At 59.7% G+C, this 17,611-nt stretch carries 16 protein-coding genes and 1 other annotated feature; of the genes, 7 read left to right on the top strand and 9 right to left on the bottom strand.

Translation table 11 applies throughout. From position 1 onward, the window contains the following. Positions 1-338: 338 nt before the first annotated feature. Positions 339-1,775: a sodium:alanine symporter family protein gene (locus tag SERRSCBI_RS03155; protein ID WP_004932985.1), complete on the top strand. Its 1,437-nt coding sequence runs from the start codon at positions 339-341 to the stop codon at positions 1,773-1,775. A gap of 105 nt (positions 1,776-1,880) precedes the next feature. Next, on the top strand, positions 1,881-2,657 hold the full coding sequence (yaaA, locus tag SERRSCBI_RS03150) for a peroxide stress protein YaaA (protein WP_042785638.1): 777 nt from the start codon (positions 1,881-1,883) through the stop codon (positions 2,655-2,657). 47 nt (positions 2,658-2,704) lie between these two features. Here yaaA and thrC read toward each other — a convergent pair whose 3' ends face one another. The 5 genes from thrC to SERRSCBI_RS03130 all read right to left on the bottom strand — a co-directional run bounded on the left by thrC (position 2,705) and on the right by SERRSCBI_RS03130 (position 8,440). Next, positions 2,705-3,994: a threonine synthase gene (gene thrC / locus SERRSCBI_RS03145; RefSeq protein ID WP_033641812.1), complete on the bottom strand. Its 1,290-nt coding sequence runs from the start codon at positions 3,992-3,994 to the stop codon at positions 2,705-2,707. A 3-nt stretch (positions 3,995-3,997) separates the two neighbouring features. Then, entirely contained in the window at positions 3,998-4,927 is a 930-nt protein-coding gene (gene thrB, locus SERRSCBI_RS03140) for a homoserine kinase (protein ID WP_042783664.1), read from the bottom strand. A 1-nt stretch (position 4,928) separates the two neighbouring features. After that, on the bottom strand, positions 4,929-7,388 hold the full coding sequence (thrA, locus tag SERRSCBI_RS03135; protein WP_042783663.1) for a bifunctional aspartate kinase/homoserine dehydrogenase I: 2,460 nt from the start codon (positions 7,386-7,388) through the stop codon (positions 4,929-4,931). A gap of 25 nt (positions 7,389-7,413) precedes the next feature. Then, positions 7,414-7,531: a sequence feature (Thr leader region), on the bottom strand. Further along, a complete protein-coding gene (gene thrL / locus SERRSCBI_RS23935; RefSeq protein ID WP_099785730.1) occupies positions 7,470-7,538 on the bottom strand; it encodes a thr operon leader peptide in 69 nt (22 codons plus the stop codon). Its footprint overlaps the feature before it by 62 nt. A gap of 212 nt (positions 7,539-7,750) precedes the next feature. Further along, positions 7,751-8,440, bottom strand: coding sequence for a tRNA/rRNA methyltransferase (locus SERRSCBI_RS03130; protein ID WP_042783662.1), 690 nt, complete (start codon positions 8,438-8,440; stop codon positions 7,751-7,753). A 629-nt stretch (positions 8,441-9,069) separates the two neighbouring features. On the opposite strand from SERRSCBI_RS03130, the gene arcA reads away from it, so the two are divergent. After that, the gene (arcA, locus tag SERRSCBI_RS03125; protein WP_004933003.1) at positions 9,070-9,786 is read left to right on the top strand and encodes a two-component system response regulator ArcA; all 717 of its coding nucleotides are present in this window, start codon (positions 9,070-9,072) and stop codon (positions 9,784-9,786) included. Between the two features lie 51 nt (positions 9,787-9,837). Here the strand turns inward: arcA and creA are convergent, their stop codons facing one another. Continuing rightward, positions 9,838-10,317: a protein CreA gene (creA, locus tag SERRSCBI_RS03120; protein WP_033641809.1), complete on the bottom strand. Its 480-nt coding sequence runs from the start codon at positions 10,315-10,317 to the stop codon at positions 9,838-9,840. Between the two features lie 342 nt (positions 10,318-10,659). Between creA and robA the strand changes: the two genes are divergently transcribed. Continuing rightward, positions 10,660-11,529: an MDR efflux pump AcrAB transcriptional activator RobA gene (gene robA, locus SERRSCBI_RS03115; RefSeq protein ID WP_033641808.1), complete on the top strand. Its 870-nt coding sequence runs from the start codon at positions 10,660-10,662 to the stop codon at positions 11,527-11,529. Here the strand turns inward: robA and gpmB are convergent. Further along, positions 11,526-12,173 carry a 2,3-diphosphoglycerate-dependent phosphoglycerate mutase GpmB gene (gpmB, locus tag SERRSCBI_RS03110; RefSeq protein ID WP_025305227.1) on the bottom strand — a complete coding sequence of 216 codons (648 nt, stop codon included), beginning with the start codon at positions 12,171-12,173 and terminating at the stop codon, positions 11,526-11,528. The genes robA and gpmB overlap by 4 nt on opposite strands. Before the next feature lie 101 nt (positions 12,174-12,274). Here gpmB and yjjX point away from each other — a divergent pair, with 101 nt between their 5' ends. Further along, positions 12,275-12,793, top strand: coding sequence for an inosine/xanthosine triphosphatase (gene yjjX, locus SERRSCBI_RS03105; protein ID WP_033641807.1), 519 nt, complete (start codon positions 12,275-12,277; stop codon positions 12,791-12,793). 11 nt (positions 12,794-12,804) lie between these two features. On the opposite strand, the gene trpR is transcribed toward yjjX, so the two are convergent. Continuing rightward, entirely contained in the window at positions 12,805-13,134 is a 330-nt protein-coding gene (trpR, locus tag SERRSCBI_RS03100; protein ID WP_016929152.1) for a trp operon repressor, read from the bottom strand. Positions 13,135-13,188: 54 nt separating this feature from the next. Further along, positions 13,189-15,117 carry a murein transglycosylase gene (sltY, locus tag SERRSCBI_RS03095; protein WP_042783661.1) on the bottom strand — a complete coding sequence of 643 codons (1,929 nt, stop codon included), beginning with the start codon at positions 15,115-15,117 and terminating at the stop codon, positions 13,189-13,191. Positions 15,118-15,749: 632 nt separating this feature from the next. Between sltY and SERRSCBI_RS03090 the strand changes: the two genes are divergently transcribed. Next, the gene (locus tag SERRSCBI_RS03090; RefSeq protein WP_033651698.1) at positions 15,750-16,361 is read left to right on the top strand and encodes a YfiR family protein; all 612 of its coding nucleotides are present in this window, start codon (positions 15,750-15,752) and stop codon (positions 16,359-16,361) included. Then, a complete protein-coding gene (locus tag SERRSCBI_RS03085; protein WP_033641804.1) occupies positions 16,358-17,605 on the top strand; it encodes a diguanylate cyclase domain-containing protein in 1,248 nt (415 codons plus the stop codon). The genes SERRSCBI_RS03090 and SERRSCBI_RS03085 overlap by 4 nt, the downstream gene beginning before the upstream one ends. Positions 17,606-17,611 lie beyond the last annotated feature (6 nt).

Raw genomic sequence — 17,611 nt, 5'->3', positions numbered from 1 at the left:
ACCATGCCCTGCCCTGATAATAACATGCGCCAAGCCCGGTGCAAGGCTGGAAAACCGCGGCGCGCAAGCATCTGTTTTATCCTTGGGCGAGCAACCGTTTACGCCGATATCTTTCGCCATTACCGAGCGGATGGAAAGGCAATAACGTGCTATCGCCCGAATAAATTATGTTAAATTCGAAAAAATTGATGCAATTCGTCCGCCAATCTGCGAAAAATCTCAATCGCCTGACGCCGGACCGATTCCAGCTAAGCTCTTGTAAAAAATAGGCCAATATTTATCACCTGCGGTGGATGCTGCCAGGTGCGCATGACATTACGATAAGGAGGAGGGATCCCTTGACGGACCTGATGAATTTTATAAACAACATTTTGTGGGGGTCGGTGCTGATTTATCTGCTGCTCGGCACCGGCATTTACTTCACGCTGCGCACCCGTTTTATCCAGCTCCGCCACTTCAGCCACATGTTCTCGGTGTTGAAAAACAGTAATAAAAGCGACAGCGCCGGCATCTCCTCTTTCCAGGCGCTGTGCACCACGCTGGCGGCGCGCGTCGGCACCGGCAACCTGACCGGCGTCGCCATCGCCCTGACCGCCGGCGGCCCCGGCGCCATCTTCTGGATGTGGGTGGTGGCGTTTATCGGCATGGCCACGTCATTTGTGGAAAGCTCGCTGGCTCAGCTCTACAAAACCAAAGACGACAACGGCAACTACCGCGGCGGCCCGGCCTATTACATGGAAAAGGGACTCGGCATGCGCTGGATGGGCGTGCTGTTCTCCATTTTCCTGATCATCGCTTTCGGCCTGGTGTTCAACGCCGTACAGGCCAACTCCATCGCGCAGGCCTCCGCCGTCGCCTTCCATTTACAGCCGCTGCACGTCGGTATTGGCCTGGTGCTGCTGAGCGGCGTGGTGATCTTCGGCGGCATCCGCTCCATCGCCAAAGTGGCCGAGCTGGTGGTGCCGCTGATGGCCGGCGCCTACCTGCTGCTGGCTCTCTGGGTGATTGGCCATAACATCGAGCACATGCCGGCGATCCTGACGCTGATCTTCAAAAGCGCCTTCGGCCTGCAGGAAGCCGCGGCCGGCGCCGTCGGTTACGGTATCTCCCAGGCGATGACCCAGGGCGTGCAGCGCGGCCTGTTCTCCAATGAAGCCGGCATGGGATCGGCGCCCAACGCGGCGGCGTCCGCCTCGCCTTATCCGCCGCATCCCGCTTCACAGGGCTACGTGCAGATGCTCGGGGTATTTATCGACACCATCGTCATCTGCAGCGCCACCGCGGCGATCATCCTCTCTTCCGGCATTCTCGATCAGCCGACCGACAGCATCAGCGGCATCGATCTGACCCAGCGCGCGCTGTCGACCGCCGTCGGCAGTTGGGGGACTCCGTTCGTCGCCATCGCCATCTTCTTCTTCGCCTTTACGTCGATCATCGCCAACTACGCCTATGCCGAGAGCAATCTGGTGTTCCTCGAGCACAACCACCCAGGCGGCCTGTTGATTTTCCGCTGCGTGGCGCTGGGCATGGTGATGTTCGGCGCGCTGGCGGAGCTGCCGCTGGTGTGGAAAATGGCGGATACCTCCATGGCGCTGATGGCGATCACCAACCTGACGGCTATCTTGCTGCTGTCCCGGGTCGCGCTGAAGCTGGCTGACGACTACCATCGCCAGCGCCGCCTGGGCAAGCTGCCGACCTTCGACGCCAACCGTTATCCGGAGCTGAAATCGCAGCTGGAGCCGGGCGTGTGGGACGACAAGCAGCCGCCGCGCTGAGTATTCCGGGGCGCGTGCGATGCGCGCCCCGCCTATTGGACCGATAGCCCCTTTTTCCCGCGCTTTTTGCTACAGTATGCGCACTTGGATAAACAGGATCTGGCCATGCTCGTTATTATTTCACCTGCAAAAACGCTCGATTACGACAGCCCGCTGGCGACAAAACGCTTCACGCAGCCCGAACTGCTGAGCAAGTCTAAGCAGCTTATCAACATTTGCCGCGAGCTGACGCCGGCGCAAATCGCCAGCCTGATGAGCATCAGCGACAAGCTGGCCGGGCTGAACGCCGCGCGCTTTAGCGAATGGCAACCGACATTTACCCCGGACAACGCCCGTCAGGCGCTGCTGGCGTTCAAGGGCGACGTATATACCGGCCTGCAGGCGCAGGACTTCAACGAAGACGATTTCGACTTCGCCCAGCAGCATCTGCGCATGCTGTCCGGCCTGTATGGCGTACTGCGCCCGCTCGATCTGATGATGCCGTACCGGCTGGAGATGGGCATCAAGCTGGAAAACCCGAAGGGCAAAGATCTGTACAGCTTCTGGGGCGATCAGATCACCAAAAAGCTCAACGAAGCGCTGGAGCAACAGGGCGACGACGTGGTGGTCAACCTGGCGTCAGACGAGTATTTCAAAGCGGTGAAGCCGGCCAAGCTGCACGGCTCGCTGATCAAACCGGTGTTCCTCGACGAGAAGAACGGCAAGTTCAAGGTCATCAGCTTCTACGCCAAGAAAGCGCGCGGGTTGATGAGCCGCTTTATCATCAAAAACCGCCTGACGCGCAGCGAGCAGCTGGCGGACTTCAACCTGGAAGGCTACGCCTTCGACGAAGCCGCCTCGCAAGGCAATGAACTGGTGTTCAAACGCCCGGAGCAGGCATAAAAAAAAGCCGTCGCAAGACGGCTTTTCGCATTTTACCCTGCCGAACTTCAGGCCGGCAGCCCCATCAGGAACTTGCGCAGTTCGCCGAAGTTGGCCGGCAGCGTGTGCGACAGCAGCGGCAGCTCAGCCCGCAGCGCCAGCGCTTTCGGCAACGGCAGTTCCTGGCCGAGTATCGCTTCCACACTCTCTTTAAACTTGGCCGGATGCGCGGTGCCGAGGAACAGGCCGAACTCCCCTTCCTGCAATTGGTCACGCAGCGCACGGTAGGCGATGGCCGCGTGCGGTTCGGAGATATAGCCCAGCTCGGCCAGCTCACGCATCGTGTCTTTGGTGGTCTCGTCGCTGACCGCCGCGTGACCCAGCTCCTTCAACTGCCAGACCTTGCGACGGAACAGCTCTTCCACGCGCGGCCAGTTGTTCGGCTGGCTGACGTCCATGGCGTTGGACAGCGTCGCGACCGTAGCGTGCGGCTGCCACTGGCCGCTGGTCAGGAAGCGCGGCACGGTGTCGTTGGCGTTGGTGGCGGCGATGAAGCGCTTCACCGGCAGGCCCAGCGATTTGGCCAGCAGCCCGGCGGTCAGATCGCCGAAGTTGCCGCTCGGCACCGAAATCACCAGCTGATTGCGCGCTTCCTGCGGCAGCTGCGCCACCGCTTCGAAGTAGTAGCAAATCTGCGCCAGCAAACGGCTGATGTTAATCGAGTTGGCCGAGTTCAGGTGCAGCGCGTCTTTCAATTCCTGATCGTCGAACGCCTGCTTCACCAGCGCCTGACAAGCATCGAAGTCGCCGTCGATCGCCACGGTGTGAATGTTGCCGCCCAGGGTGCAGAACAGCTTTTCCTGCAGCGGGCTGATTTTGCCCTGCGGATACAGGATCACCACCCGCACGTTTTTCAGGCCGTAGAAGGCGTGCGCCACGGCGGCGCCGGTGTCGCCGGAGGTGGCGGTCAGAATGGTCACCGGCTGCTCGCCGGCCACTTCCGCCAGCATCTGCGCCATAAAGCGGCCGCCGAAGTCTTTGAACGCCAGCGTCGGGCCGTGGAACAGCTCCAGGCAGGAGACGTCATCGGTCACTTTCGCCACCGGCGCCGGGAACTCAAAGGCGGCCTGCACGCGTTTCTTCAGCGCCGCTTCCGGCACCTCTTCGCCGATAAAGGCCGACAGAATGCGGCTGCTGCGGGTGACAAAATCCTGCTCCAGCAGGTGGTCGATTTCGGTCAGTTCGAACTCCGGCAGCTCCAGCGGGAAGAACAGCCCCTGTTGCTTGCCCAGGCCTTGTTTGATCGCCTGCGCGAAGCTGACTTGCTCGTTGTGATCCTTAAGGTTGTACAGTTTCATGCGTTATCCCAGTAGTCGAGCGCCTGCGGTATCCAGACGGCAAATATGAACAAAACCTTCGTCGTTTTGCAGATAGTGTTGTTGCAGCCAGGCGGCCATGCGTTGCGCGGTGGCGCCGTCGTTGCAGACGGCGAACAGCGTCGGGCCAGAGCCGGAGATGCCGCAGGCCAACGCGCCGATCTCCTGCGCCGCCTTGCGCGCTTCGGCGAAGCCCGGCAGCAGCCGGGTGCGGTACGGTTCGGCGATCACGTCCTGCATCAATTTGGCGGCCAGCTGCGGCTGCCGGGTATGGCAGGCGTGAATAAAGCCGGCCAGATAGCGGCCATGGCTGATGCAATCCTGACGACGGTATTGCGCGGGTAAAATGGCGCGCGCTTCGGCGGTGGACACTTTGATGCCCGGATAGGCCATAACCCACAGCCAATCGTCAAAGCACGGCACCTCCTGGCTGATAATGCCTTCTTCTTCCAGCATCAGCTGCAGGCCGCCCAGATAGCAAGGCGCCACGTTGTCGTAATGCACGCTGCCGGAAATGCGCCCTTCCAGCTCGCCCATCAGGCTGAGCAGCGTCGTCTTATCCAACGGACGATCGCAGAATTCGTTCATCGCCATCAGCCCGGCGACCACCGAACAGGCGCTGGAACCCAGCCCCGATCCGATCGGCATGTTCTTTTCCAAACGCATCGCCACCGGCACTTCGCGGCCGATCTCCTGGCAGAAGCGCTCCCAGCATTGATAAACGATGTTCTCTTTCGGCTCGGCCGGCAGCTTACTGACGAAGCGCCCGGCATTCTGCAAACTGAACGTCTCGGCGGCTTCGACGCTGACGCAGTCGCCCAGCAGCGTGCCGTCGATCGGCGAAACCGCCGCGCCCAGCACGTCGAAACCGACGCTGACGTTGCCGATCGAGGCCGGTGCATACACCTTAACCATATTAAACTCCCAACTTCCATGACAGTGTGCGCAGCAGATCGGCGAATACGCCCGCTGCAGTCACATCGTTACCGGCGCCGTAGCCGCGCAGCACCAGCGGCAACGGCTGATAGTAGCGGCTGTAGAAGGCCAGCGCGTTCTCGCCGTTCTTCACTTTATACAACGGATCGTTGCCATCCACCGCCTCAATGCGCACCTTGCAGCGCCCTTCGTCGATCAGGCCGACATAGCGCAGCACCTTGCCTTGCTCGGCAGCGTTGGCCACGTTGCGCGCGAACTCTTTATCCAGCTCCGGCAACCGCGCCAGGAAGGTGTCCACGTCGCCCGACGCGTCGAAGGACGGCGGCAGCACCGGCTCGACCTCGATATTGCTCAGTTCCAGTTTATAACCGGCTTCGCGCGCCAGGATCAGCAGCTTGCGCGCCACGTCCATCCCGGACAGATCGTCGCGCGGATCCGGCTCGGTGTAGCCGTTGGCCCGGGCCTGCAGGGTCGCCGCCGACAGCGACAGCCCTTCGTCCAGCTTGCCGAAGATAAAGGACAGCGAGCCGGACAGGATGCCGGAGAAACGCACCAGTTCATCACCGGCGTTCAGCAGATTTTGCAGGTTCTCAATCACCGGCAGACCGGCGCCGACGTTGGTGTCGTACAGGAACTTGCGATGCGAACCGGCGGCGGCCGCGCGCAGCTGCTGATAATAGTTCATCGACGAGGTGTTGGCCTTTTTGTTCGGCGTCACCACATGGAAGCCGTCCGCCAGGAAGTCCACGTACTGATCGGCCACCGCCTGACTGGAGGTACAGTCGACGATCACCGGGTTCAGCAGGTGATATTCCTTCACCAGCCGGATCAGACGACCGAGATTGAACGGCTCCTGCGCGCCGGCCAGCGCGTCGCGCCAGCTGTCCAGCGGGATGCCGTGCACATTGGTCAGCATCACGCGCGAGTTGGCGATGCCGCACACCCGCAGATCGATATGTTTTTGCTTCAGCCACGGCTGCTGGCGATAGATCTGCTCGATCAGCGCCCCGCCGACGCCGCCGACGCCGATGACGAACACTTCGATCACCTGATCGGTGTTGAACAGCATCTGGTGGCTGACGCGCACGCCGGTGGTGGCGGAATCATTGCTGACCACCACCGAAATGGAACGTTCGGAAGACCCTTGGGCGATGGCGACGATATTGATGTTGGCGCGCGCCAGCGCGGAGAAGAAGCGTGCGGAAATGCCGCGCAGGGTGCGCATGCCGTCGCCGACCACCGAGATGATCGCCAGGCGTTCCATCACGTCCAGCGGATCCAGCACGCCGTCTTTCAGCTCCAGATAGAACTCCTCTTCCAGCGCGCGACGAGCACGCTGCAGTTCACCCTGCGGCACACAGAAGCTGATGCTGTATTCGGAAGAGGATTGGGTGATCAGCACCACCGAAATGCCGGCGCGCGACATCACGGCGAACACCCGTGCGGCCATGCCGACCATGCCTTTCATGCCCGGGCCGGAGACGTTGATCATCGCCATGTTGTTCAGGTTGGTGATGCCCTTCACCGGCATATCGGCATCGGTGCTGTCTTTGCCGATCAGCGTGCCGGGGGCCTGCGGGTTGGAGGTGTTTTTAATCAGGCAAGGGATTTGGAACTGGGCAATCGGAGTGATGGTGCGGGGGTGTAATACTTTGGCGCCGAAATAGGAAAGCTCCATCGCTTCCTGGTACGACATCGATTTCAGTAACCTGGCGTCCGGCACGGTGCGCGGATCGCAGGTATAAACGCCGTCGACGTCGGTCCAGATCTCGCAACAGTCGGCGCGCAGGCAGGCGGCCAGCACCGCGGCGGAATAGTCGGAGCCGTTGCGGCCCAGCACCACCAGCTCGCCCTTGTCATTACCGGCGGTGAAACCGGCCATCAGCACGATGTGATCGGCCGGGATCGCCGCGGCGGCGATGCGCAGCGTAGACTCGGCGATGTCCACGGTGGACTCCAGGTAGTGGCCCTGCGCCAGCAGTTTCTCCACCGGGTTAATCACCGTGACCGGATAACCCTTGGCGCGGAACACCCCTTCCATGATGGCGATGGAGAGCTTTTCGCCACGGCAGATGATCGCCGCGTTCACGCTGTCCGGGCACTGCCCCAGCAGCGAGACGCCATGCAGCACCTGTTTGAGCTGCGCGAATTCCTGATCGACCACGCCTTTCAAACGATCGTATTCAAAGCCCGGCAGCGCCTGCGCCAGCCCGCTCAGCAGGTCGGCAAAGATCCGCTCGGCGTCGCTCATATTCGGCAGAATGTCCTGGCCCGCCACCGTTTTGTCGATCATCGCCACCAGATGGTTGGTGATCTTTGCGGGGGCGGACAAGACCGTGGCTACCTGTCCCTGACGCGCGTTACTCTCCATGATGTCGGCGACGCGCAGAAAACGTTCCGCATTCGCTACCGAGGTTCCGCCAAATTTCAGCACTCGCATTTGTGATCTCTCCGAATTTAAGACCGAAAAAAAAGCCCGCACTGATTAGGTGCGGGCTTTTTTCTGTGTTTCCTGTGCGCGTCAGCCCGCCCCGTTACCTGTGGTATCGGTGGTGGTAATAATTGTGGTAGTCAGGCTGATATTGCGCATGTTGTCTGTCTGTCTCATGAAATACTCTGTCCCCTCTATTGGTTAAAGCAATCGCTATCCCAAGTCAAACGATTTCTTTTTTTTGCTTATTTTCCGTTCAGCGACGGTAATGCGCGATGCAACAGGTGAAAAGCAAAATGACAGAACAAAAAAACAACCTAAAGCCGGTTTAATAGTGGATCACACTGAGTAACCGCCTGCTAGAACCGCTATCACTTGGCGAGTTTTTTTTCGATGTCGTGCAGCAGCGTATGCAGCATCGCCGTATCTCGCTGCGGCAACGCACCGAGGCGCTGGTGCAGCCAGTCGCGCAATTTTTGGTCATCGCCGACCTCCAGGGCATCCAACAAAGCATCGGCGCGGCGGCGCAACGCCCTGAGTTGCCCTTCAGGCGCCGCAGCCTCCTGCGGCGCGGCGTTGACGCCCATCAGGCTCGCCAACTGGTAGCAGTACACCATCACCGCCTGGCCCAGATTGAGCGACGGATAATCCGCCTGCATCGGCACGCCGGTCAGCAAATCCGCCAGCGCCAGCTCTTCGTTGGTCAGGCCGGAATCCTCGCGGCCGAATACCAGCGCGGCCTGGCCGACCCACTGCTTACGCTCACTCAGCTGTTCCAGCAGCTCAGGCGGCGTGCAGTAGTAGTGAAAACGCGCGCGACTGCGGGCGGTGGTGGCGACGGTAAAATCCACATCCGCCAGCGCCTGTTCCAGCGTGGCGAACGTTTGCACGCCGTCGAGGATCTCGCCGGCCCCATGTGCCACCCAGCGCGCCACCGGCTGCAGATGCGCCTCGCTGTCGACAATGCGCAACGAAGCGAAACCCATGGTTTTCATCGCGCGCGCCGCCGCGCCGACGTTTTCCGGCCGCGCCGGAGCCACTAGAACAATATGAAGCTGCATCACTCTTCCACCGAAGGCGAGCCTGCATTTTTGACGATAGCGCAGCGCCCGCATGTATTTACAATTGCGTAACAATAAACGCGTTAATAGCAACAAACAAGATTAAACGGCTCGTTGAGCTAATAAACCTGTCGTAATAGTCATTATTCATGCTTATGTTTTACTGCATTTATTTATCAATGAGTTAAAACAACGCGATGAACAATAAGCGAATAATTGTATCCTATCGGGCCGGATAATGCTGAATCGTTCACAGAATTTGAGGTTCTGTGACTTAAACTGGCATTTCTGTAAGTGTTTTTCACAAATCTGTTAACGTGCTACAATTGAATTTGATATATGTCAACAAAGCGTAGTTTTGTTGGGTGATGAATTCGGCACGCGCTGTTATATTGCTGTTAATGGGGTTAGGATATGCGCCGTTTTGGCACCCAAGGGGTTGTAGGGAACGGCATCCCCACCAGGCTAGCGATCTTGTTGACATGAGATGGAAAGTGCATCAAGAACGAGTTTACGTACTTTAGTCATTTGCTGAGAGGGAACGTGGCGCTATCTCTGCCCTCCTCTAAGAAAACAGAGACTTCTGTACTTCCTATTTTCTATTTTGTTGGCAATTTTAGGTAGCAAATATGCAGACCCCGCACATTCTGATTGTCGAAGACGAGTTAGTCACTCGTAACACCCTGAAGAGCATTTTCGAGGCGGAAGGCTACATTGTTCATGAAGCCAATGATGGTGCAGAGATGCACAATATCCTGTCTGAAAATGATATCAATCTGGTCATCATGGACATCAATCTGCCAGGCAAAAACGGCCTGCTGTTGGCGCGCGAACTGCGTGAACAGGCCAGTGTCGCCTTGATGTTCCTGACCGGCCGCGATAACGAGGTGGATAAAATCCTCGGCCTGGAAATCGGCGCCGACGATTACATCACCAAACCGTTCAACCCGCGTGAGCTGACCATCCGCGCGCGCAACCTGCTGTCGCGCACCATGAATCTGGGCAGCCTCGGCGAAGAGCGCCGCCTGGTCGAGAGCTACAAGTTCAACGGGTGGGAGCTGGACATCAACAGCCGCTCTTTGATCAGCCCGGCCGGCGAACAGTACAAGCTGCCGCGCAGCGAATTCCGCGCCATGCTGCACTTCTGCGAAAACCCGGGCAAGATCCAGTCCCGCGGCGAACTGCTGAAGAAGATGACCGGCCGCGAGCTGAAGCCGCATGACCGCACCGTGGACGTCACCATCCGTCGCATTCGCAAGCACTTCGAATCGACGCCGGACACGCCGGAAATCATCGCCACCATCCACGGCGAAGGCTACCGCTTCTGCGGCGATCTGGAAGAGTAACTCCAGCCTGCCGTCATGAAAACGGGGTTCAGCATGCTGAACCCCGTTTTTTTATTTTGCCTCAGCCCACGGCATGATCGGCACCGCGCTCAGCGCATTCTTCGGCGAGCCGTCGATCACCTTGTCGGAGTAGCTCAGGTAGATCAGCGAATTGCGTTTGGCGTCGTAGAAGCGCACCACCTGCAGCTTCTTGAACACCAGCGACGTGCGTTTCTGGAACACCACATCGCCTTCCGCCTTGCCGTTTTTGATCTTGTCGCTCAGCTCGATAGGCCCGACCTGCTGGCAGGAAATGGCCGCGTCGGCGGTATCTTCCGCCAGCCCCAGCCCGCCTTTGATGCCGCCGGTTTTGGCGCGGCTGATATAACAAGTTACATTTTTAACATCCGGATCGTCGAACGCTTCGACCACGATTTTGTGGTCCGGCCCCAACAATTTAAACACCGTATCAACGGAACCCACTTGCTCCGCCTGTGCGCTTCCCACGGTTGCGCAAACCAAACCGAATAAAAATATCCAGCTTTTTTTCATTTACTTAACTCCGATATAACCTTGCCGCGAAAATGGGCTCGGCGATCACCATTATTTATGTCTAAGCTCACGGAATCGGGTTTTTACGGGTCCGCACCGTCCGTTTTAGCACAGAGCGTGACAAAAATCTTTGAGAGTCGCGGAGGAAAAAAATTGCTATGATGCGGCGTCGTTATTTCTTTGCGCCCACTACGGTGTACCCCAATCCAACTCTGGCGCGGCATGCGCAGCAGAGGCAAAGAGTGCAACGCATAATGGCTCATGGATCGGTCTGATAGCGCAGCACCAGCGTGACGAATCAACAGTTCGGGTTCCTACCCCCAAGCTTTACGAGGAAGATCTATGGATCAAGCCGGTATCATTCGTGATCTGCTTAGCTGGCTGGAAAGCCATTTGGACCAACCCTTGTCGCTGGATAACGTGGCGGCCAAGGCCGGCTACTCCAAATGGCACCTGCAACGGATGTTCAAAGATATTACCGGTAATGCCATCGGTGCTTACATCCGGGCAAGAAGGCTGTCCAAGGCCGCCGTCGCGCTGCGCCTGACCAGCCGGCCGATTTTGGATATCGCTCTGCAATATCGCTTCGACTCGCAGCAGACCTTCACGCGCGCCTTCAAGAAACAGTTTGCGCAAACGCCGGCGCTGTACCGCCGCGCCGAAGACTGGAACGCGTTCGGCATCTGTCCGCCGATCCGTCTGGGGGCCTTCACTCTGCCGCAGCCCGAGTTCCTCTCGTTGCCGGATAAGCATCTGGTCGGCCTGACCCAAAGCTACTCCTGCACGCTGGAACAGATCACCACCGTGCGCACCGAGCTGCGCTCGCAGTTCTGGCGCCAGTTCCTCGGCGAAGTCGAAACCTTGCCGCCGGTGCTGTACGGGTTGCACCACTCGCGTCCGAGCCAGGAGAAGGACGACGAACAGGAAGTGCTGTACACCACGGCGCTGGAGCCGGATCAGGTGCCTGATAAAGTGCAGGAAGTTCAACCGCTGGTGCTGCCGGGCGGCGAATTTGCAATGTTCAGCTATGAAGGGCCCATCGGAGGCCTGCAGGACTTTATCCTGACGGTCTACGGCACTTGCCTGCCGGAGCTCAAACTGACGCGCCGCAAAGGGCACGACATCGAGCGCTTCTACCCGAAAGGCGAGCGCCGTCCGCATCAGGCGCCTACCGAGATCAAGTGCGATTACCTGATCCCGATTCGACGTTAACGCTGCAGTTCGTCCAACGCGGGCATGTCCAGATGCGTGACATCGCCCGCCGTTTCGACGATCCAGCCGGAAGCCAGCCACGGGCTCTGCTGGTGATCGACGCGCGACAGTGAGCAGTTGCGCAAGCGCAGGCGGCGTTCCGCATAGGCCGGCAGCCCGAGCACCGTACTGATCAAACACCCCAACGCGATGCCATGGCTGACGAGCAGCGGCTTGCTGCCCTCCGGCAGCATCAGGCAGCTCTCCAGCGCGGCGCGCATGCGCTCGCCCAGCTCCTCCATGGATTCGCCTTGAGGGATACGGCCGTCAGGAGTACCATCGACCATCTGTTTGCGCCACTGTTCTTCCTGCGGCGTCAAACTGTCGATCAGGCGTTCTTCCAGAACCCCCATGTGCAGCTCACGCAAACGCGGATCGCCAATCACTTCGCAGCCACAGGCTTCGGCGATGATCTGCGCGGTGCGGCGCGTGCGCCCCAGGTCGCTGGTAATGATATGCGTAATGCCTTCTTTGCTGACGCGCCTGGCGACCAGACGGGCCTGGTGTTCCCCCATGGCGGTTAACGGGCTGTCGGACTGACCCTGGATGCGGCGAGCCGCGTTCCATTCCGTTTCGCCGTGGCGAACGAGGTATACCTGTAACATTTTTGTTTTCCGTTATACTGCGTGAAATTTGCGTTTATCCCCGGCCCGGCGGCGCTTTTGCCGCTGCCCGGCGTATCGGCCAGAAGGATATCAAACCCGTTATGTACCATGTTGTCGCTGCAACTACCAACCCGGCAAAGATCAAGGCTATTCAATTGGCCTTCGATGACGTCTTCGGCGCAGGCCAATACCGCATTGAACCCGTCGACGTCGCCAGCGGCGTTTCGCTGCAGCCGATAGGCAATCACGAAACGCGCACCGGTGCGCGTCAACGCGTGATGGAAGCGCGCCAGGTCAGGCCCGAGGCCGATTTTTGGGTCGGCGTGGAAGCCGGGATTGAAGAGAATATGACCTTCGCCTGGATGACCATCGAGAACCCGTCCATCCGCGGCGAATCCCGCTCGGCGAGCCTGATGCTGCCGGAAGTCATCTTACAAGGTATTCGCGAAGGCCGCGAATTGGGCAGCGAAATGGCGACGATCACCGGCAACGCCGAGGTGAAGCGCCAGGGCGGCGCCATCGGCGTCTTCACCGACGGCCGGCTGAGCCGCACCAGCGTTTATCATCAGGCGCTGCTGCTGGCGCTGGTGCCGTTCCACAACGCCATCTATCAGCAATAACGCAGAGTCTGCTAGGGCGCGTCGTGCAGCAACTGCTGCTCAAGCCACTGTTTCAGCGCGGGTGAAGCCGCTTTCAGGCTGTTAGAACCGCGGGTGATGGTGGCGATCCCCGCGCCCAGTTCATTTTTCAGCTCGCGCTGGCTCATCTCGCCGCGCATCAGTTCCTGAATGATCCGCACCCGGGTGCCCAGCGCGGTGCGCTCGTCCGGCGTCAGCATCAATTGCAACAGCGGTTGATGCAGTTCTTGCGCAAACGAATTCTGCAGCAGCGCGACGAAGCGCAGCCAATCCTCATTGCCTTGTTCTGAAAGAGCGGGGTCGTTTAACGATAATTGCGTCATGGCAGCCACCATACTATTTAACTAGTACAGCAGCATACCATACGGCCGTCAAAATCAATAACGTCTCTGCCACTCGGCGTCGGTCAGCACCTTGGCCGGCCGGTGCGTCAGATAGCGGTAAAACGCATCGTAAGCCAGCACGTTCTTGACGTAGCCGCGGGTTTCCGAGAACGGAATGCTTTCGATGAACGCTACCGGATCGATCCGCCCCGCGCTGTTGCCCAGCCAGGTGTTCACTCGCGACGGGCCGGCGTTATAAGCGGCGCTCGACAGAATGCGGTTGCGGCCGAACTGCTGATAGACCGACTCCAGATAGCTGGTGCCGATGGTGATGTTGGTCTGCGGATCGAACAATTGGCTCGGCCCGACATAGCCGGGAATATTGTACATCTGCACCGTATGCTGCGCGGTGCGCGGCATGACCTGCATCAGGCCGGAGGCGCCGACCGGCGACTGCGCCTTCGGATTCCAGGCGCTCTCCTGACGCGCGATCGCCATCGCATAGCTGCTGGTGATCCCCTTGTCATCGGTGGCGCGGCGGAACTCCTGCGGCCAGGCGACCGGGAAACGCTCTTCCAGATGATCCCACAGCTTGCCGACGATGGTCGCCTGCACGCTCAGATCGGCCCATTTTTGCTCAAAGGCGTAACGCGCCAGCGCCTCTTGTTCAGGCCGGCTGCGGCTGGCGACATAGGAACCCCACTCGCTGCGGGCCAGGTTGTCCATATTCCAGTACATCAGCTCGCGCACTCGGGCCACTTCCGGCCCGTCGGTCAGCGACGCGCGCGGCTTGGCCGCCACCGCCACCATCACCGGATAGGTTGCGTTCAGCTTCTGCGCCGCCACCATCGGATAGAAGCCGCGTTCGGTCATCAGGTTGCGCAACATCTCTTCGCCTTCGGCGCGTTTGCCTTCGTCCATCAGCTGACTGGCGCGCCAGTAGCGCCACTCATCCTTGTTGCGCGATTCTTCCGGCAAGCGAGCCAGCCAGGTCGCGACGCCCTGCCGATCGCCGTTGCCCAGCGCCATACGCACCCGGCGCTCCAGCAGCGAAGGCGAACGGCTGCGCAGAATCACCTGATCGCGCCACTGCGCCTGTTCATAGGTAGCGTCGCTGCCCATCAGGCGCCAGGCCACCGCCTCTTCCAGCCCCAGCCGCTCGTCGTCGCTCATTTTCTGCAGCCGTGCGAGCGTCGGGATCATCGCCCGCGCGTTTTCCACATCCTGCCGCGCCAGGCGTTCAAAAGCGATGCCGGTGGCGGCACGGGTAAAGTCGGTCGGCCCTACGCTGCGGGCGAAGGCTTCCACGGTGGTCGGATCGTTTTGCAAGCGCACCAGAGCGTTGCCCATGGTTTGGTAATCGGCCGGCAGTTGGCTGTAGAGGTTGCTGACCAGCGAGCTGTTGCCCTCTTTCAGCGCCAGCTTCATGCGCGCCAGAATATCGAGCGGCGTTTGCTTGCCTGCGCCGCGCCAGACGCTGAACAACCGATCGCAGGCGCCCGGCAGCGTTTTGCCATTCAGCCACAGCTCGTCGGCGCCGCTCCAGGCCGCCTGCTGGTCGCCGGTAGCCCATTTGGCGTAGTAATAGTTGCAGCGCGCCGCCACCGGTTTGGGCGGCTGCGGGCTGAAGGCCAGCAGGGTGCGCCAATCTTCGCGCCGCGCCAGTTCATTGACGAAGCGCGGCGCCAGCGATTTCGCCGGCGGCAGCGTCGGGTTGCGTTTGATAAAGTCGTTCACTTCGGAGAACCCCGCCTGACTCAGATCCTGAGTCAGCTCGCGGTATTCCAGATAAGGATAAAGCGGGTAATCGCGCAGCGTCGGCATCAGCTGCGCCACCACGTCCATCTGATTGCCGTCCCACGCCTGCTTGATCTGCTGGTAGCGCTGACGTTGCGCATCCAGAGAATCCGCCAGCGCCGCGCCCGAAAACGCCGTCAGGCACAGCCCCATCGCCAACAGCCGTCGCTTGTCCACCTTGACCATCCTCGCTCTTTCCTCACTGATTGTGCCGCGGGAGCCGCCCAGCTCCCCGGTAACCGCCGCGCCACGGCGCCGCAGAACAAAATAAAACCGGGCGCACGGCCCGGACGCAGATATCTACCATAGACAGCGCAATCGCTCATCCATTCAATACTGTAGAAGAAGAAGTGTATCGCCATGATCGGAGCCAGGTAAAAAACGTTTACTTTGGCTGACAAATCAGGGCGGCGGGATATTATCGCCGGCCGGATTTTTATTAGCCGCAACGGCGTTTATTGGAAAAGTAAAATACTTTCTAATTATTAGTTATCACATTATTGCATTTAAGAGATAGCGCCGACGTTGCGCAAATCGCCTGACAGCTGGCCAAACGCGCCAACTTTGCAGAAAAGCGGTGGCAAACCCGAGAGGGCATTTTTATACTATCAAAAATAAGTAGGATAATTCCGAGAAAACAGCACATAAAGCGCCCAACGAAGACATCTTATAATACAATCCGCGCCAATTATGGGTAGATAGTGTTCATTAGGCAGTGCGACTGACAGCTTTCAGCAAAACGATTGTCCCTTCAAGCGGGCCGGATTTTTACTTGTCGGGCCACGGCCTGCGGGCGGTGGATCAGGCCGGAATGGCGGGTGAAGATGGCGAGTAATACCGCGATAACGATGCGTTGCGCAAAAAGCCCGGTGCCGGGCTTCCTTGCCGCACGCCTGAATATCGGCCGCCTGTTGCTGATCGTTTTGTTGGCGCTGCTGACGTTGCCCGGGCCTGCGCGCGCCGCCGATGATCCCTATCAACAGCGCACGCACGCCGTGACGACCGTGGTGGTAGGCATCATCAGCTACGCCCGCTGGTCACGTGAACCCAATCCGATCCGGTTGTGCGTGACCGCACCCACCCAGTATGCCGAGGGGCTGTTCGATCCGATCCTGCTCAGCGCGCCGCGTCCGATTAAAACCGAACGCGTGCCGTTCGACAGCCCGACGCTGAGTACCGGCTGCGATGTCATCTATTTAGGGAACATCAACGCCGCGCAGAGACAAAATTTCATGCAGCGCATTTCCGGCAACTCCATTCTCAGCATCAGCGAGAACGATAGCGAATGCTCCGCCGGCAGCGCATTTTGCCTGCAGATCAACGGCGACCAGGCCGGCTTCAAGGTCAACCTGGACGCCCTGGCGCGCAGCGGCGTGCGCGTTCACCCCAACGTGCTGCAGCTGGCGCGCAAACAGGCGCCGCCGCTATGAGGCTGTTGCGTAGAAACCGTTCCGGCAATGCGCGCCCGACGTTGGGCCGGGTGCTGCAGCGGGTGCATCTTGGGCTGGCGTTGATCGCCGTCGGCACCGCCGGCATCTTTCTGACGCTGGTGGCGCTGTTCGCGCTGCGCGCCTATGCCAACCACAACCTGCACCTGATCGCGCGCTCCATCAGCTATACGGTTGAAGCGGCAGTGGTGTTTGGCGATCGCCCCTACATTCGCGAGGCGATGGTGCTGATCGCCGCCAAAGAAGAGGTGTCGGAGGCCAAAATTCTGAACAACGCCGGTGACGTGCTGGTCAGTTGGCATCGGCCCAAAGATGGCCCGCTGCACGGCATGGAGCAGGTTATCGCCCACTGGGCGCTGCCCGAGCCGGTCATCCTGCCTATCTCCCACGAGGGCAAACAGGTCGGCCAGGTCTGGCTGAGCGGCAACGGCGGCAGCCTGTTGCGTTTCCTGTTGCGCGGGCTGGTCGGCATGATCGCCTGCATGGTGCTCAGTACCCTGTGCGCCCTGGTGTTGTCGCGCCGCATGCTGGTCGGCATCGTCAGTTCGTTGGACGACATCGCCAACGTGGCGCATGCGGTGCGGCGAGATCGCACCTTCGGCCTGCGGGTGCCCTCGGCGCCGATCGCCGAGCTGCATGAGCTCAGCAATGATTTCAATGGCTTGCTCGATGAACTGGAGGCCTGGCAGGCCCATCTGAAGCAGGAAAACGACTCGCTGGCCCACCGGGCGACGCACGACAGCCTGACCGGCTTGCCGAACCGCGCCTTCTTCGAAGGCCGGCTGAGCCGCGCCCTGGGCGATATCGCGCCGCCGGCGAAATTGGCGGTGCTGTTTATCGACGGCGATCGCTTCAAGGAAGTGAACGACAGTTACGGTCACGCCGCGGGCGATGCGGTGCTGACCACCATTGCCGGACGCATTCGCGCGCAGCTGCGCGAAACCGATCTGGTCGCACGCCTGGGAGGAGATGAATTCGCCGTGCTGCTGGCGCCGGTGCACAGCACGGAAGATGTCTTGCAGATCGCCGACAACATCATCGATTGCATGACGCAACCGGTTATTTTACCGAACGACGAGACGATCATTACCTCTCTGAGTATCGGCATTGCGCTGTACCCTGATCACGCGTCGACGCCTCAGGGTCTTTTGCACGAAGCTGACGATGCGATGTATCAGGCAAAGCATCGTTATAACGGAGGCTGGCGGCTGGCTATACATAAATAAGAGCCC

Origin of the sequence: Serratia sp. SCBI, from assembly GCF_000747565.1 — a bacterium.
GTDB lineage: Bacteria > Pseudomonadota > Gammaproteobacteria > Enterobacterales > Enterobacteriaceae > Serratia > Serratia ureilytica.
The sequence above is the reverse complement of the archived record's forward strand: the minus strand, read 5'-3'. Positions and strand labels throughout refer to the sequence as shown.

Excerpts from the sequence above, each read along its gene's own strand:
- yaaA (WP_042785638.1), top strand. The coding sequence starts at position 1,881 with ATGCTCGTTATTATTTCACCTGCAAAAACGCTCGATTACGACAGCCCG.
- thrC (WP_033641812.1), bottom strand. The coding sequence starts at position 3,994 with ATGAAACTGTACAACCTTAAGGATCACAACGAGCAAGTCAGCTTCGCG.
- thrB (WP_042783664.1), bottom strand. The coding sequence starts at position 4,927 with ATGGTTAAGGTGTATGCACCGGCCTCGATCGGCAACGTCAGCGTCGGT.
- thrA (WP_042783663.1), bottom strand. The coding sequence starts at position 7,388 with ATGCGAGTGCTGAAATTTGGCGGAACCTCGGTAGCGAATGCGGAACGT.
- SERRSCBI_RS03130 (WP_042783662.1), bottom strand. The coding sequence starts at position 8,440 with ATGCAGCTTCATATTGTTCTAGTGGCTCCGGCGCGGCCGGAAAACGTC.
- arcA (WP_004933003.1), top strand. The coding sequence starts at position 9,070 with ATGCAGACCCCGCACATTCTGATTGTCGAAGACGAGTTAGTCACTCGT.
- creA (WP_033641809.1), bottom strand. The coding sequence starts at position 10,317 with ATGAAAAAAAGCTGGATATTTTTATTCGGTTTGGTTTGCGCAACCGTG.
- robA (WP_033641808.1), top strand. The coding sequence starts at position 10,660 with ATGGATCAAGCCGGTATCATTCGTGATCTGCTTAGCTGGCTGGAAAGC.
- gpmB (WP_025305227.1), bottom strand. The coding sequence starts at position 12,173 with ATGTTACAGGTATACCTCGTTCGCCACGGCGAAACGGAATGGAACGCG.
- yjjX (WP_033641807.1), top strand. The coding sequence starts at position 12,275 with ATGTACCATGTTGTCGCTGCAACTACCAACCCGGCAAAGATCAAGGCT.
- trpR (WP_016929152.1), bottom strand. The coding sequence starts at position 13,134 with ATGACGCAATTATCGTTAAACGACCCCGCTCTTTCAGAACAAGGCAAT.
- sltY (WP_042783661.1), bottom strand. The coding sequence starts at position 15,117 with ATGGTCAAGGTGGACAAGCGACGGCTGTTGGCGATGGGGCTGTGCCTG.
- SERRSCBI_RS03085 (WP_033641804.1), top strand. The coding sequence starts at position 16,358 with ATGAGGCTGTTGCGTAGAAACCGTTCCGGCAATGCGCGCCCGACGTTG.